The sequence below is a fragment of the Rhodosalinus sp. FB01 genome (assembly GCF_041365715.1).
GTDB lineage: Bacteria > Pseudomonadota > Alphaproteobacteria > Rhodobacterales > Rhodobacteraceae > Rhodosalinus.
Window position 1 is genome coordinate 182,273 of the sequence record NZ_JBGFSH010000005.1, and the last position, 15,274, is coordinate 197,546.

Annotated in this window: 11 protein-coding genes and 1 other RNA gene; 6 read left to right on the forward strand and 6 right to left on the reverse strand. The window is 69.9% G+C overall.

Annotated elements, in window-relative coordinates; all coding sequences use genetic code 11:
* Positions 1-40: 40 nt before the first annotated feature.
* From AB6A65_RS09660 to AB6A65_RS09675, 4 genes are all read right to left on the reverse strand, one after another.
* Entirely contained in the window at positions 41-1,810 is a 1,770-nt protein-coding gene (locus AB6A65_RS09660) for a DNA polymerase III subunit gamma/tau (RefSeq protein WP_371038163.1), read from the reverse strand.
* 82 nt (positions 1,811-1,892) lie between these two features.
* Positions 1,893-2,918: a sodium:calcium antiporter gene (locus AB6A65_RS09665; RefSeq protein ID WP_371038164.1), complete on the reverse strand. Its 1,026-nt coding sequence runs from the start codon at positions 2,916-2,918 to the stop codon at positions 1,893-1,895.
* A 114-nt stretch (positions 2,919-3,032) separates the two neighbouring features.
* An RNA gene (ffs, locus tag AB6A65_RS09670) (signal recognition particle sRNA small type) lies at positions 3,033-3,129 on the reverse strand.
* 45 nt (positions 3,130-3,174) lie between these two features.
* Positions 3,175-5,016 carry a 5'-nucleotidase C-terminal domain-containing protein gene (locus AB6A65_RS09675; RefSeq protein WP_371038165.1) on the reverse strand — a complete coding sequence of 614 codons (1,842 nt, stop codon included), beginning with the start codon at positions 5,014-5,016 and terminating at the stop codon, positions 3,175-3,177.
* A 173-nt stretch (positions 5,017-5,189) separates the two neighbouring features.
* On the opposite strand from AB6A65_RS09675, the gene nudC reads away from it, so the two are divergent.
* Entirely contained in the window at positions 5,190-6,140 is a 951-nt protein-coding gene (gene nudC / locus AB6A65_RS09680; protein WP_371038166.1) for an NAD(+) diphosphatase, read from the forward strand.
* A 21-nt stretch (positions 6,141-6,161) separates the two neighbouring features.
* Here nudC and AB6A65_RS09685 read toward each other — a convergent pair whose 3' ends face one another.
* Positions 6,162-7,001, reverse strand: coding sequence for a prephenate dehydratase (locus tag AB6A65_RS09685; protein ID WP_371038167.1), 840 nt, complete (start codon positions 6,999-7,001; stop codon positions 6,162-6,164).
* 122 nt (positions 7,002-7,123) lie between these two features.
* On the opposite strand from AB6A65_RS09685, the gene AB6A65_RS09690 reads away from it, so the two are divergent.
* The 5 genes from AB6A65_RS09690 (at position 7,124) to AB6A65_RS09710 (ending at position 14,355) form a co-directional block, all read left to right on the forward strand.
* Entirely contained in the window at positions 7,124-8,242 is a 1,119-nt protein-coding gene (locus AB6A65_RS09690) for a cytochrome c family protein (protein WP_371038168.1), read from the forward strand.
* A gap of 191 nt (positions 8,243-8,433) precedes the next feature.
* The gene (locus tag AB6A65_RS09695) at positions 8,434-10,404 is read left to right on the forward strand and encodes an extracellular solute-binding protein (RefSeq protein WP_371038169.1); all 1,971 of its coding nucleotides are present in this window, start codon (positions 8,434-8,436) and stop codon (positions 10,402-10,404) included.
* A gap of 7 nt (positions 10,405-10,411) precedes the next feature.
* Complete coding sequence (locus AB6A65_RS09700; protein ID WP_371038170.1) at positions 10,412-11,497, forward strand: microcin C ABC transporter permease YejB; 1,086 nt, start codon at positions 10,412-10,414, stop codon at positions 11,495-11,497.
* 69 nt (positions 11,498-11,566) lie between these two features.
* Positions 11,567-12,721 carry an ABC transporter permease gene (locus tag AB6A65_RS09705; RefSeq protein WP_371038300.1) on the forward strand — a complete coding sequence of 385 codons (1,155 nt, stop codon included), beginning with the start codon at positions 11,567-11,569 and terminating at the stop codon, positions 12,719-12,721.
* Positions 12,718-14,355, forward strand: coding sequence for an ABC transporter ATP-binding protein (locus tag AB6A65_RS09710; RefSeq protein WP_371038171.1), 1,638 nt, complete (start codon positions 12,718-12,720; stop codon positions 14,353-14,355). Before AB6A65_RS09705 ends, AB6A65_RS09710 begins: the two co-directional genes overlap by 4 nt.
* Here the strand turns inward: AB6A65_RS09710 and AB6A65_RS09715 are convergent.
* A complete protein-coding gene (locus AB6A65_RS09715) occupies positions 14,352-15,269 on the reverse strand; it encodes an endonuclease/exonuclease/phosphatase family protein (RefSeq protein WP_371038172.1) in 918 nt (305 codons plus the stop codon). The genes AB6A65_RS09710 and AB6A65_RS09715 overlap by 4 nt on opposite strands.
* Positions 15,270-15,274: the final 5 nt, after the last annotated feature.

Sequence of the window (15,274 nt, forward strand, 5' to 3'; positions counted from 1 at the left end):
TTCCTTTCCTGTCGCGCGCGGCGCCTGCCGGCGGCTTTCGTCAATCGTCCTCGAAGGGGTCCCACTCGTCCTCGACCTCGGGCAGCGCACCCTCGGCGGCCGCGCTTTCCCGCGCCGCCTGTGTCCGGATATCCTTGATCCGGGCGCCGGGAAAGGTGGCGAGCACCGCCTTCACGAGCGGATGGGCCCGCGCCTCGGCATCGAGCGCGCCCGCCTCCTCGGCGCGGGTCTCCGCGATCGTGGGGCCGCCGCCCGTCCCGACGACGCTCACCGCCCACCGGGCACCGGTCCAGGCCTGAAGACGCTGGCCAAGGCGCTGGGCGAGGTCCGGGGCGGCCTCGTCCGTGGGCTCGAACTCGATCCGTCCGGGTTGATAGGCGGCAAGGCGCAGATGGCTTTCCACCTCGATCAGCAGCGTCATGTCGCGGCGCGCGCGGACGAGCTCGACCACATGCTCGAAGGCCGAATAGTCGGCCAGCGAGGGCGCGAGCGCGTGGGCCTGCGCAGCGCCGCCCGCCGCGCCGGCCGGACCGCGGGGGGGCGCGGGCGCGCGCAGCCGCGCGCCGGACGTGGCCATCTGCCCGGTCGATTGCTGCGCCGCGCCGCCGCCTCCGCCGCCGCCCGGGGCAGGCCCAGGCGGGGGCGGCTCGGATTGCAGCCGGCGGAGCAGATCCTCGGGGCTGGGCAGTTCGGCCACATGCGTCAGGCGGATGATGGCCATCTCGGCGGCCATCATCGCGTTGGGCGCGGCGGCGACCTCCTCGAGCGCCTTCAGCAGCATCTGCCACGTCCGGGTGAGCGCGCGCATCGGCAGCCGCTCGGCGAGGTCGGCGCCGCGGGCGCGCTCGGCCGGGCCCACCGTGGGATCCTCGGCCGCGCTCGGCGTGATCTTCCCGACGCTGATCCAGTGCGTGAGTTCGGCAAGATCGCGCAAGACGGCCATGGGATCGGCCCCGTCGGCGTATTGCGCCGACAGCTCGGACAGCGCGCCGGCCGCGTCCCCCTTCACCACGAGTTCGAAGAGATCCATGACCCGGCCGCGATCCGCCAGACCCAGCATGGCGCGCACCTGCTCGGCCGTCGTCTCGCCCGCGCCGTGGCTGATCGCCTGGTCGAGAAGCGAGGTCGCGTCCCGGGCCGAGCCCTCGGCGGCGCGGGTGATGAGCGCCAGCGCGTCATCCGAGATCGCCGCGCCCTCCCGCTCGGCGATGCGGCGCAGCAGGCCGATCATCACCTCGGGTTCGATCCGCCGCAGGTCGAAGCGCTGGCAGCGCGAGAGCACGGTCACGGGCACCTTGCGGATCTCGGTGGTGGCGAAGATGAACTTCACATGCGCCGGCGGCTCCTCGAGCGTCTTGAGAAGCGCGTTGAAGGCCGAGGTGCTCAGCATGTGCACCTCGTCGACGATGTAGATCTTGTAGCGCGCCGAGGCCGCCCGGTAGTGGACGCTGTCGATGATCTCGCGGATGTCGCCCACGCCCGTGTTCGACGCCGCGTCCATTTCCAGCACGTCGACGTGCCGGCCCTCGGCGATGGCCACGCAGTGCTCGCAGACCCCGCAGGGATCGGTGGTGGGCCCGCCCGTTCCGTCGGTGCCGACGCAGTTCATGCCCTTGGCGATGATCCGCGCCGTCGTCGTCTTTCCCGTGCCGCGGATGCCGGTCATGATGAAGGCCTGCGCGATCCGGTCCGCCGCGAAGGCGTTCTTGAGTGTGCGCACCATGGCGTCCTGGCCGACGAGATCGGCGAAGGTCTCGGGGCGGTATTTCCGCGCCAGAACCTGGTAGCCGCCCTTGTCCGTCTCGCTCATCACGCCTCGCCCGAATCCTGAATACGCAGCCTAGGGCCGCCGCCCGGCATCGTCCAGCGGGCGGCGCGCGGACGCCCGCCCATCAGAACGCCTGCACCGCGATCGCGAACCCGTAGACCGCCAGGATCAGGACGCTTTCCAGCCCGATGCCGGCCGGCCCGCGCCGCTGCCGGTAGAGCATCCCGAGGACGAGGATCGCGGTCATGGTCAGTCCCGCGGTCAGCCAGAACAGGTCGTCCCTGCCGATCGCGTGGTAGATGGACCCATTGCGATAGCCGGCATCCGAGAGCGTGATGAAGAGCACGTCGAAGGTGTTTCCGCCGATGATGCCGCCGACGGCCATCTGCAGCGCGCCGCGCCGGATCGCGGCGAGCGTCGTGACCAGTTCGGGAAGCGAGGTGATGACCGCCGTCACGAGCGCGCCGACGACGGAGGCGTTCAAGGCGTAGCGGTCGGTCAGTTCCGCCGCCGCGCGCGAAAGCGTCCAGCCCGCCGCCGCCATGATCAGCATCAGCGCCGCGAAAACGGTGAAAAGCGCGAGCGTCGATCGTGGCTCGGGATCGTCCTCCTCGGGCTCGTCCTCGCGGGTCTCGTGCGTGCGCACCGGTCGCCACATCGGTGTCTCGCGCACCTCGCGGACCGCGAGCAGCCCGACCGCGTAGACCGCGACGAGCAGGACCGAGACGGGATGAACGCCCCAGATCGCGAATTCGGGCAGGGTGTAGGCGACGAAGGGCAGGGCCAGCATCAGCATCAGCACGGTGCCCTGGAAGACGTTGGCGAGTTCGGCGGCGGCATGTTCCAGGTTGGCCTTGCGATGCAGGATGTCCGCGAGCGCGAGGAAGGCCGTCTGCACCGCGATCCCGCCGATCCCGTTGGAAAAGGCGAGCGATGCGCGCTCGTCGAGCGCGGCGGTGACCGAGACGATCGTGCCCGAGATCGACGTCGCCGCGCCGAGGAGGACCGCCCCCACCATCGCCTCGCCCAGCCCGGTTCGGTCGGCCAGGCGGTCGGCGAGCGAGGTCATCCGCAGGCCGCTGAGCAGGATGACGATGGCCGTCCCGGCGAGGATCGCCGCGAGGGCCGCGAAAGAGAAGTCGGAAAACATCCACCGCGCCTCGGACCGGGTTGCCCACATCAGGGACATATCAGCGGGCGGCGGCCGGAGGAACCGCGCCCCGTCACATCCGCACGCGCGTCAGATTCCGGACTGGAGGGGAAAGGTGAGAGGTTGGAAAACGACCCAAGCGGGGCTCGTTACGGCTGCTTCCTTCCGGACCTGACCGGGTTGGCGAGGCGCTTGCCCGCACCAACCTCTCAAACGGGTATCTAAGGCCGGCGGCGCGGATTCGCAACCCGTGCACTCAGAGCCGCAGCCGGAGTTGCAGAAACCCGTCCGCCGTCTCGCCCGTCTCGGCCACGTCCAGGCCTGCCGCGTCGACAAGATGCGCCCGCGCGGCCGGCCCGGTCGGCGCGAGCGCGGTGGCGCCCGGCAGCCGCGCGAACCGCCATACCGGGATCGGGTCCGGCCGGACCGGGCTTTCCCGAAGAAGGTGGTCCGCGAGCGCATCGCGGGCGGTCAGGTCCGCATCCCAGACGACCTCCCAGTCGGCGGCGCCGCCGGGCGGGTCCGACGCGCCGGTGCGATGCGCGCTCGTGACGACGAGGAAGTCGTCGGCCGGCCGCACCGGGCGCCCCGCGTGCCGGACCGCGTCCACGCGGCCGGGCCCCGGCCCGGTGGGCCGGCCGGAGATGTCGTAAAGGGCCGGGCGCGACAGGTCGATCCGATAGCTCAGGCCGTGCAGCACGTCGAAGCGGTGGGTCGGGAAATCGGGCTGGAGAAGCGGCTGGTCCGCGACGCCGGGCCGCAGCGTGCGGTAGAGCGCGGCGGCGCGTTCCAGCCAGTCGAGCAGTGCCGCTCCGCTCAGCCGCACGACCTGGAGCGCGTTGCCGAAGGGGAAAAGCTCCGACAGGTGCCGCGCGTGCAGCGGGCCGGCGGGGATATCGACGAAGTGCCCGGGTCCGCCGGGCCCGCCCGCCTTGGACGGCGCGACGGCCGAAAGCAGGGGAAGGCCCGCCCATCGGGTGCCGGCGAGCCCGCGCTCTGCCGCGGCGCGCTGCGCCTCGGCCAGAAGGCGCAGCGCCGGCGCGTCGGTCAGAAGCGCGAAATGGCTGTGAAGCGGCCGCGAGGTGGCGCCCGCGACCACGGCGAGACGCGCCTGCGCCGCGCCGTGGTCACGGGCCGCCGCGCGCAGGACTGCGGCGTCCTCGCCTTCCCCGCCCGTAGGGGCGACGCGGCGCGCCCGGTGCGCCGCCACCCGCCACCCGCCGGTCGACCGCCGCTCGAGGACAAGGTCGATGACGCCCACGCTCTTGCCCAGGAAATCGGGCATCACGGCGGGGATGCCCGCCAGCGTCGCGCCGGGCGTGTCGTCGGGCGGGAAGGCCGCGTGGCTGTGTCCGGCGATCACCGCGTCCAGACCGGGAACCGCCGCGAGCGCGCGGACCACGTTCTCGGCGCGGGGGGCGGGCCGCCTCTCTCCGAGGCCGCTATGGGCGAGCGCCACCACCACATCGGCCCCGTCCGCGCGCATCCGCGGCACGAGCCGGCGCGCGCTGTCGAGGATGCAAGCGGCGCGCACCGCGCCCGCGAGGGCACGACCGCTCCATCGCACGGTCTGGGGCGGCGCGAAACCGATCACGCCCACCCGCACCCGGGCGCGCCCGCCGCCGCCGTTGCGCAGCTCGCGGTCGATCAGCGTGTAGGGCGGCAGCAGGGGCGTGCCGCCCGCGTCCGCGAAATTGGCCAGCACGACCGGAAAGCCCGCGCCGGCCAGCGCGTTGCGCAGGAACGCGAGGCCGTAATCGAAATCGTGGTTGCCGAGCGTCGCGGCGTCGTAGCCCAGCGCCGTCATCGCCGCGATCGCGGGGTGTGGCGCGCCGCCGCGCTCCGCCCAGTTCTCGGCCACATGGTCGGCGAGCGGCGTGCCTTGCAGCGTGTCGCCGTTATCGAGGAGCAGCGTGCCCGGCACCTCCGCGCGAAGCCGCCGGATAAGCGGGCCGAGCGCGGCAAGCCCGGCTCGCGGCACCGGCGCGTTCCGCGCGTAGTCGTGCCCGAGAAGCGTGCAGTGCAGGTCTGTGGGCGCGAGGATGCGCAGCTGTGCCATGCCCGGCGCGAGGGTCAGGGGGGCGAAAGAGATCGTCATCGTTGGGAGTTCTGGCATCCATCGGCTTTGACTATCTGGGAATGTAATCCAATGATTTATTGCAATCTAGGGTTAAGCCAGCCGCCGGGGTCCGCATTTCCACTGGCCTGCGTGGCGTCGCGCATGTCATGGCTCTTACCCGGCGGCGGGCGAACGAACCGGAAGGAAGGATGATGCGGCACGCGGAGACGGTGACTTTCGGTGGATCGGCGCTCGACCGCGCGGACACGCTTCGGGCCGATCAACGGGCGCTCGCGGACGCGATGTCCGATCCCCGGTCCAGCGTGCTGGCGCTCTGGCGCGGACGGCCGCTCTTCGCCGGCCCGGGGCTCGACCGGCTGGTCCGCCTTCCGGTCGGGCATGCCGCGCTTGACGGCGCGGGCGAGCCCATCCTGATCGGGCGCGAGGATGGCTGCGCGGTCTTCGCCGCCGATATCTCGCACTGGATGCCGGAGACGGCCGAAGAGCCTTCGGAAGATGCCGAACAGTGCCACCCCGCCCTTCCCGGGGATCACGCCTTCCGCGAGCTGAGATCGTCCATGACCGCGCTCGGACCGCGCGACGCCGAGCTTGCTGCCACCGCCCGCGCCATTCTCGGCTGGCACCGAAGCCATCGGTTCTGCGCGCGTTGCGGGGCCGAAAGCGCGGCGGCGCGGGGCGGTTGGGTCCGGGTCTGCGCGTCCTGCGGCGGCCAGCATTTCCCGCGCACGGATCCGGTGGTCATCATGCTCGTCGTCTCGGGGCCGCGGGTGCTGCTGGGCCGCTCGCCCCACTGGCCGGGCGGCATGTATTCGCTGCTCGCGGGCTACATGGAGCCCGGCGAATGCATGGAGGCCGCGGTGCGGCGCGAAGTCCTGGAGGAGGCGGGCGTGCACGTCGGCGCGGTGCGCTACCTCGCCAGCCAGCCCTGGCCTTTCCCGGCCTCGCTCATGCTCGGCTGCCTCGCCGAGGCCGAGAGCGAGGCGATCACGCTCGATCCCGCGGAGCTGGAGGATGCGCTCTGGGTCGGCCGGACCGAGCTTCTGGACGTTTTCGCGGGCACGCATCCCCGCATCAGCCCGCCGCGCGCGGGCGCCATCGCCGGGTTCCTGCTGCGCAACTGGCTCGCGGACCGGCTGGATTGAAGGCGTGGGCCGGCCGGCGCCTCAGGCGCCGTGCCGCCGGGGATCGGCCGGGTAGACGCCGAGGATCCGCATCTCGTCGGTGAAGTAGTCGAGCTCCTCGAGCGCCAGTTTCACCCCGGGATCGTCCGGGTGCCCCTCGATATCGGCGTGGAACTGGGTGGCCTTGAACGAGCCGCCCACCATGTAGCTTTCCAGCTTGGTCATGTTGACGCCGTTCGTGGCGAACCCGCCCATGGCCTTGTAGAGCGCCGCGGGGATGTTGCGAACGCGGAAGACGAAGCTTGTCATCATGCCGTCGTCGCCACGCGGCGTGTGGTCGGGCTCTCGCGCCATGATGAGAAAGCGCGTGGTGTTGTTGCCCTGGTCCTCGATGTGCCGGGCGAGCACCTCGAGGCCGTAGATCTCGGCGGCGAGGTCGCCGGCCAGCGCGGCCAGCGCGGGATCGTGGGCGTTCGCGACATGGCGGGCGGAACCGGCGGTGTCCGCGCCGGTCACACGGTGGATGCCGTGGGCGCGCAGGAAGTCGCGGCACTGGCCCAGCAGCATTGTGTGGCTCATCGCGCGCTCGATCCGCGACAGGGGCGTGCCGGGCAGGGCGAGCAGGTTGATGTGCACCCGCACGAAGGCCTCGTTCACGATGTGCAGCCCGGACATCGGCAGAAGCTGATGGATGTCGGCCACGCGCCCGTAGGTGGAATTCTCCACCGGCAGCATGGCGAGTTCGGCCTGGCCGTCCCGCACAGCCTCCACCGCGTCCTCGAAGGTGCGGCAGGGCAGCGCCTCCATCTCCGGATGCGCGTCGTGGCAGGCCTGGTGCGAATACGCACCCGGCTCGCCCTGGAAGGCGATGCGTGCTGTCATGGCCATCGTCCCGCGAAAAAGCCCCGATCCGGGCGTTTGGTCGCGGTAACTACACCTTGCGCGGGTTGGACGGAACCCTATAGATACCCCCCGACTGACACCGGAAAACGGAAATGCGAGCCATGCCTGACACGATGACGTTTACCAAGGTATTCGGGAGCCTCTGCGGCGCGCTCCTGGTCTTCCTGCTGGGCAAGTGGGCCGCCGAGGAACTCTATCATGTCGGCGTTCCCTACGGCGAGCAGCAAGCCTACGTCATCGACACCGGCGAGGAAGAGGAGGAGGAGGTGGCCGACGCGGCCCCCGTCGAAGAGGAGGAGGAAGTTCCCTTCGTTCAGCTTCTCGCCAACGCGAGCGCCGATGCCGGCGAAGGCGTGTTCCGCCAGTGTTCGGCCTGCCACGTCGTCGATCAGGAGCGCAACGGTGTCGGGCCGCATCTCGTGAACGTCATGGGCCGCGAGATCGCGTCCATCGACGGGTTCCGCTATTCCGGGGCGCTGCCCGAGGGCGCATGGACATGGGAAGAGATGAACGCGTGGATCGAGAACCCGCGCGACTACGCGCCGGGCACCTCGATGGGGTATGGCGGGCTTGCCGATGACGAGGACCGCGCCGACCTGATCGCCTATCTGGGCAGCTACACCGAAGGATGGACCCTGCCGGGCGCGGACGCCGCCGTGGAAGAGGCGGCCGCCGAGGCCCCCGCCGAGGACATGGCCACCGAGGAGGCTGCTGCGGAAGACGCGGCGCCTGAGGAGCCCGCCGCGGAAGCGGCGGCCGAAGAAGAGGGCGCGAGCGAGGACACCGCCACGGAAGACGTCGCGATGGAGGACACCGCCACCGAGGAGGCAGCGACCGAGGAGATGACCGCTGCGGATGACGCGTCCGAGGATGCGTCCGCTGGCGGCGAGATGTCGGAGTTGCAGATGGCGCTGGCCGAGGCCGACGTCGGCAACGGCGAGCGCGTGTTCCGCCAGTGTTCGGCATGCCACGTCGCGAACCAACAACAGAACCGCGTCGGCCCGCACCTTGTCGGCATCATCGGCCGCGAGATCGGCGCGGTGGACGGCTTCCGCTACTCCGGCGCCCTTCCCGAAGGCGTCTGGACGGCCGAGGAAATGGACGCCTGGCTCGAGAACCCGCGTGATTACGCGCCGGGCACCTCGATGGGTTATGCCGGGCTTCGCGATCTTCAGGATCGTGCCGACCTTATCGCGTGGCTCGACAGCCTCGACGACTGAGCAGTGTCTCGCGCCCGCAAGGCGTATCGGGGCCGTCGCGCGGGAGCGCGGCGGCCCTTTTCGCGCCAGCGGACGGTCGGCCTGTCGGGATCACGCAATCGCAACTTGAACACGCGCGATCTGGCATTCTAGCGTAACTGCACCATTTCCCGTGAAGTGCGCACCGCTTCGGAACGCTGGAGGATCCGACCATGACCCCGTCGCAGCAGCCCGCGCAGGCCATCGTCCAACTCTTCGGTGCCGCGGCGCTCGCGCTTGCGGTGGCGTTCCCGCCGGCGACGGCCGCCGCCGAGACCGGGACGCCCGCCTTCACGCCGGAGCCGAGCGAGGCCGCGCGCGCCCAGGGCGGCGAGGTCGTCGTCTCGCACGGTTACAACTTCTTCGGCGATCTCACCTATCCGCCCGACTTCGCGCATTTCGACTACGTCAATCCCGACGCGCCCGTGGGCGGCGAGATCTCGCTCTGGGCCCCGGGCACCTTCGACAGCATGAATCCCTATTCCCGGCAGGGCCGGGCCGGACGCTATTCGTGGATGTTCTACGAGTCGCTTCTGGGCGAGATGCCCGCCTCGGGGGCGGGCGCGCCGGCCGACCAGATCGGGGAATCCTACGGCCTTCTCGCCTGGAAGGTCGAATACGATCCGGGCAAGACCTGGGCGATCTTCCACATGCGCCCCGAGGCGCGGTTTTCCGACGGCACGCCGGTGACCGCGCATGACGTGGTCTTCTCGCACAACCTGCTGCTGGAACAGGGGCTTCCGAGCTACGCGCAGGCGGTCAGCCGCCGCGTCCTCTCGGCGGAGGCGCTCGACGATCACACGGTGAAGTTCACCTTCGCCGAAGGCATCTCGCGCCGGTCGCTCATCGACCAGGTGGGCGGCGTTCCGGTCTGGTCGCAGGCGTGGTTCGAGGAGACGGGCGCCCGCCTCGACGAGCCGCGCCTGGAGCCGGCGGTCGGCTCCGGTCCCTATGTCCTCGACAGCGTCGACGTGAACCGCAGCATCGTCTATCGGCGCAATCCCGACTACTGGGGCTGGCACCTGCCGATCAACCAGGGCCGGCACAATTTCGAGCGCATCCGGATCGAGTATTTCGCCGACGAGAACGCCGCCTTCGAGGCGTTCAAGGCGGGGGTCTACACCTTCCGCGCCGAAGGCAATTCCCGCACCTGGGCCACGGGCTACGATTTCCCCGCGGTCGAGCGCGGGCACGTGAAGCTGGAGGAGCTTCCGGATGGCACGCCGCCGGCGCCCACCGGCATCGTCTTCAACCTCGGCCGCGACGTCCTCAAGGACAAGCGTGTGCGCGAGGCGATCTCGCTGGCCTACAATTTCGAATGGACCAACGAGTCGCTGCAGTATGGCCTTTTCAAGCAGCGCGAGTCCTTCGTTCAGGACACGCCGATCGAGGCCGAGGGCCCGCCCGAGGGCGCGGAACTCGAGCTTCTGCAATCCCTCGACGTGGAGGTCCCCGAAGAAGTGCTGACCGAACCGGCCCGCGACGCGCACAGCTCCGGCGCCGACTGGCTGAACGACCGCCGGAACCTGCGCCGCGCGATGCGCCTGCTCGACGAGGCGGGCTGGGCCGTGGGGGACGACGGGTTGCGCCGCAGCGCCGCGGGCGAGGTGCTGAGCCTCGACTTCCCGATCTCGTCGTCGAGTTCCGCGACCCTCGTCTCGGTGGTGCAGACCTTCGCGCAGAACCTCGAACTGATGGGGATCGAGGCCAACGTGGAGCGGGTCGATCCCTCGCAGTTCACCCTGCGCAGCCGGGAACGCGACTACGATCTGGTGTTCGACAACTACGTCGCCTTCCTTCAGGCGGGCACCGGTCTGATGCAGCGATACGGCTCCACAGAGGCGGAATTCAGCCTGTTCAATCCCGCCGGGCTCGCCAGCCCGCTGGTGGATGCGGTGATCGAGGCGGCGCTCGCGACCGACAATCGCGAGGACGAGGCCGTGGCGCTGCGCGCGCTCGACCGCGTTCTGCGGCACGAGTTCTTCATGGTGCCGGTCTGGTACAACGACAGCCACTGGGTGGCCTACTGGGACCAGTACGAGCACCCCGAGACCCTGCCGCCCTACGCGCTGGGCGTGCTCGATTTCTGGTGGTTCAACGCGGAGAAGGCCGCGCGCCTTCGCGCCGACGGCGCGCTGAGGTAGGGGCGGCATGGGCGCCTATATCCTCCGGCGGCTTCTGCTCATCGTTCCGACGCTGCTGGGCATCATGATCATCAACTTCACGCTGGTGCAGTTCGTACCCGGCGGGCCAGTCGAGCAGATCATCGCCCAGATGCAGGGGCAGGGCGACGTGTTCGAGGGCTTCGCGGGCTCGGGAGAGGACGCGGGCAGCACCTCGGCCGAGGAGCTCGACGGCTACGCCGGCGCGCGCGGACTTCCGCCCGAGTTCATCGCCGATCTCGAACGGCAGTTCGGCCTCGACAAGCCGCCGCTGGAGCGGTTCTTCGGGATGCTCTGGGATTACATGCGGCTCGATTTCGGCGAGAGCTACTTCCGCAAGATCGAGGTGACGGAGCTGGTCCTCGAGAAGATGCCCGTGTCGATCAGCCTCGGCCTCTGGTCCACGCTGATCGCCTACCTGATCTCGATCCCGCTGGGCATCCGCAAGGCGGTGAAGGACGGCACCCCCTTCGACACCTGGACCTCGGGCGCGATCATCGTGGCCTATGCCATTCCGGGCTTTCTCTTCGCGATCCTGCTGCTCGTGCTGCTGGCGGGCGGCAGCTATCTGCAGGTCTTCCCGCTGCGGGGCCTGACCTCGGACAACTGGCAGGACCTGAGCCTTCCCGCCAAGATCGCAGACTATTTCTGGCACATCACGCTGCCGGTCGCGGCCTCCACGATCTCGGCCTTCGCGACGCTCACGCTGCTGACGAAGAACTCCTTCCTGGACGAGATCAAGAAGCAGTATGTCATCACCGCCCGGGCCAAGGGCGTCAGCGAGGGGCGCGTGCTCTACGGGCACGTGTTCCGCAACGCGATGCTGATCGTGATCGCGGGTTTCCCGGCCGTCTTCATCGGGATCTTCTTCACCGGCTCGCTCATCATCGAGACGATCTTCTCGCTCGACGGGCTGGGGCGGCTGGGCTTCGAGGCGGCGGTGGCGCGTGACTATCCGGTGATCTTCGGCACGCTGTTCATCTTCGGGCTGATCGGTCTCGTGGTGGGCATCCTGTCGGACCTGATGTACGTCATCGTCGATCCGCGCATCGACTTCGAGAAACGCGAGGGCTGAGCGGTGCAGCAACGCGCGCCCAACGAAACCCCGGTGCCCACCGAGGAGACCGTCCCCCACAAGGAACGTATGCCGGGCCACATGGCCCCCGCGCCGGTCGTTCCGCCGCAGAAGCGCCGCTGGCTTTCGCCGCTCAACGAGCGGCGCTGGCGGAACTTCCGGCGCAACAAGCGTGCCTACTGGTCGCTCATCATCTTCTCGATCCTGTTCGGGCTCTCGCTCTTCGCGGAGTTCATCGCCAACGACAAGCCGATCCTCGTGAGCTACCGGGGCGAGCTTCACACGCCCGTCTTCACCTTCTACCCGGAGACGGCATTCGGCGGCGATTTCCGGACGGAGGCGATCTACCGTGATCCCGAGGTGTCCTGCCTGATCGTCACGGGCGGGCTCGACGCCTGTTTCGACGATCCCGAGGGCCTGATCGAGGACGCGGAGGACGGGATCGTGGGCGGGCAGGAGATCGAGAAGGGCTGGCTGCTCTGGCCGCCCATTCCCTACGCCTACGACACCGTGGTGGACCGGCCGGGCGCGGCGCCGCTGCCGCCCAACGAGCAGAACCTTCTGGGCACCGACGACACGAAGCGCGACGTGCTGGCGCGCATCATCTACGGCTTCCGGCTCTCGATCCTCTTCACGATCATCGTCACCACGCTCGCGAGCGTGGTGGGCATCGTCGCCGGCGCCGTCCAGGGCTTTTTCGGGGGCTGGCTGGACCTCATCTTCCAGCGCATCATCGAGATCTGGCAGGCGACGCCGGCGCTTTACATCATCATCATCCTCTTCGCGATCCTCGGGCGAAGTTTCTGGCTGCTCGTGCTGCTCACGGTGCTTTTCGGATGGACGGCGCTGGTGGGCGTGGTGCGCGCGGAGTTCCTGCGCGCGCGCAACCTCGAATATGTCCGCGCGGCGCGGGCGCTCGGCGTGTCGAACTGGACGATCATGTTCCGCCACATGCTGCCCAACGCCATGGTGGCGACGCTCACCATGCTGCCCTTCATCGTCACCGGCACCATCGCCACGCTCGCCGGCCTTGATTTCCTGGGCTTCGGCCTGCCGTCCTCGGCGCCGTCGCTGGGCGAGCTGACGCTTCAGGCCAAGCGCAACCTTCAGGCGCCCTGGCTGGCCTTCACGGCGTTCTTCACCTTCGCGATCATGCTCTCGTTGCTGGTGTTCATCTTCGAGGGCGTGCGCGACGCCTTCGACCCGCGAAAGACCTTCCAGTGAGCCGGGTCCTCGAAGTCGAGAAGCTGAGCGTGGCGTTCCGTCAGGACGGGCGGCGCATCGAGGCGGTGCGCGGCGTCTCCTTCGCCGTCGACAAGGGTGAGACGTTGGCGCTGGTGGGCGAATCCGGCTCGGGCAAATCGGTCTCGGCCCTTTCGACGGTGTCGCTGCTCGGCCCGTCGGCCGAGGTTTCGGGCAGCGTGCGCTACAAGGGCGAGGAGATGATCGGCGCCCCCGAGGCGGCGTTGCGCCGTGTGCGCGGCAACGACCTGAGCTTCATCTTCCAGGAGCCGATGACATCGCTCAACCCGCTTCACACGCTGGAACGGCAGATCCGCGAAAGCCTCGCGCTGCACCAGGGGCTCGTGGGGGACGCGGCGCGCGCGCGCATCGCGGAGCTCCTGGACCGGGTCGGCATCCGCGCTCCCGAAAACCGGCTGAAGGACTATCCGCCCCAGCTCTCGGGGGGGCAGCGCCAGCGCGTGATGATCGCCATGGCGCTCGCCAACAAGCCCGACATCCTGATCGCCGACGAGCCAACGACCGCGCTCGACGTCACGATCCAGGCCCAGATCCTGGAGCTTCTGGCCGAGCTGAAGGCCGACGAGGGGATGGGGCTTCTGTTCATCACCCACGATCTCGGCATCGTGCGGCGCATCGCGGACCGCGTCTGCGTCATGAAGGACGGCGAGATCGTCGAGAGCGGGCCGACCGCCGCGATCTTCTCCCGCCCCGAACATCCCTACACCCGGAAACTCCTGGCCGCAGAGCCGGAGGGGATGCCCGACCCCGTGCCCGAAGACGCCGAGGAGGTGGTGCGCACCGACCGGCTGAAGGTCTGGTTTCCCGTCCAGCGCGGGCTCTTGCGGCGCACGGTGGGCCATGTGAAAGCGGTGAACGACGCCACCATCACGGTGCGGCGGGGCGAGACGCTGGGTGTCGTGGGCGAATCGGGGTCCGGAAAGACCACGCTCGCGATGGCGATGATGCGCCTCATCGGCTCCGAGGGAGAGATCACCTTCGCCGGCGAGGACGTGAACGCGTGGTCCGTGCGCAAGCTTCGGCGCCTGCGCCGGGACATGCAGATCGTCTTCCAGGATCCCTTCGGCTCCCTTTCGCCGCGCATGAGCTGCGAGCAGATCATCGCGGAAGGGTTGGGCGTGCATGGAACCCGCGACAAGCGCCCGCAGCGCGAACTCGTGGCCGAGGTCATGTCCGAGGTGGGGCTCGACCCCGCGACGATGGACCGGTATCCGCACGAGTTCTCGGGCGGCCAGCGCCAGCGCATCGCCATCGCGCGGGCGATGATCCTGCGCCCGAAGCTTCTGGTCCTCGACGAGCCGACCTCGGCGCTCGACATGACCGTGCAGGTGCAGATCGTGAACCTGCTGCGCCAGTTGCAGGAGCGGTACGGCCTCGCCTACCTCTTCATCTCGCATGACCTGCGAGTGGTGCGGGCGATGTCGCACCGCGTCGTGGTGATGAAGGACGGCGATATCGTCGAATACGGCCCCTCGGAAGAGATCTTCGAGACGCCGCGCCACGCCTACACGCGCGCGCTGCTCGAGGCGGCGCTCAACCCCACGGGCGGCAGCGTCGCGGGCCGCGCCCCCGCGCCGGCCGAGGCGCTGCGCTAGAGACCCGGAAACGTCACCGCCAGCGCCGCGTGATCGCTCGCATGCGGGCGATGCCAGCCCGTCCCCTCGAGCCGCGGTCCCGCGTGCCGCGTGGCCTCGTGCCCGAGCCCCGCGCGCAGGATCTCGGGGCATGCCTGCGGGAAGCGGCCGGCAAGGGCGGGCGAGGCGAGCAGCGCATCGGGCCGGCCGTACCCGCCGGTCTCGGCGTCGTGCCAGGACCAGCGCCGGCCCGCAGGCAGCCGCTGGAGAAGGTCCACCGAGAAGGGTGGCAGCAGCGGCGCGATGGCCGGCGCGCCGGTCCCGTCAGCCGATTCGTTCAGATCGCCCAGAACCAGCCAGAGCGCCGCGACCGGATCCGGAAAGCACGCCTCGATCAGTCGGCGCACCGCCTCGGCCTCGAGGCGGCGGATCGCCCAGGCGCGCCGCGCGCTGGGGTAGGGCGCCTTGAAGTGACAGACGAAGAGCGTGAGCGGGCCGGCGCGCGCGCGCAGGCAATCGCGGCGGAAGATCGGGTGGTCGGGATCGACGCCGCGCGGCGCCTCGAGGCCGAGGTCGGCGGGGCGCAGGCTGGCGTGGCCCGCCACGTCCTCGAGGGGCCGCCGGCTCATCAGCGCCACGTCCTGGCCGCGCCCGTCATTGCCCGGCAGGCACACCCGCCAAGGATACCGGCCGTCTCCGGCGCGCGCGAGGAACCGGTCATGGAAATGATCGAGCGAGGCACGGTCGAAGACTTCCTGCAGGGCGACGACATCCGCGTCGGCCCGCGCGATCAGCTTCGCCCCTAGGCTCCGGTCGGCCGGGTCGAGCCGCGCGGCCGTCGCCGTCGCGTCCTCGGGGCGGTCGCCGTCGCGTGCGCCATCGAGGCGCCCGTCGCGCAGGCGCAGGTTCTGCATGTTGAAGCTGGCGACACGCATGAACC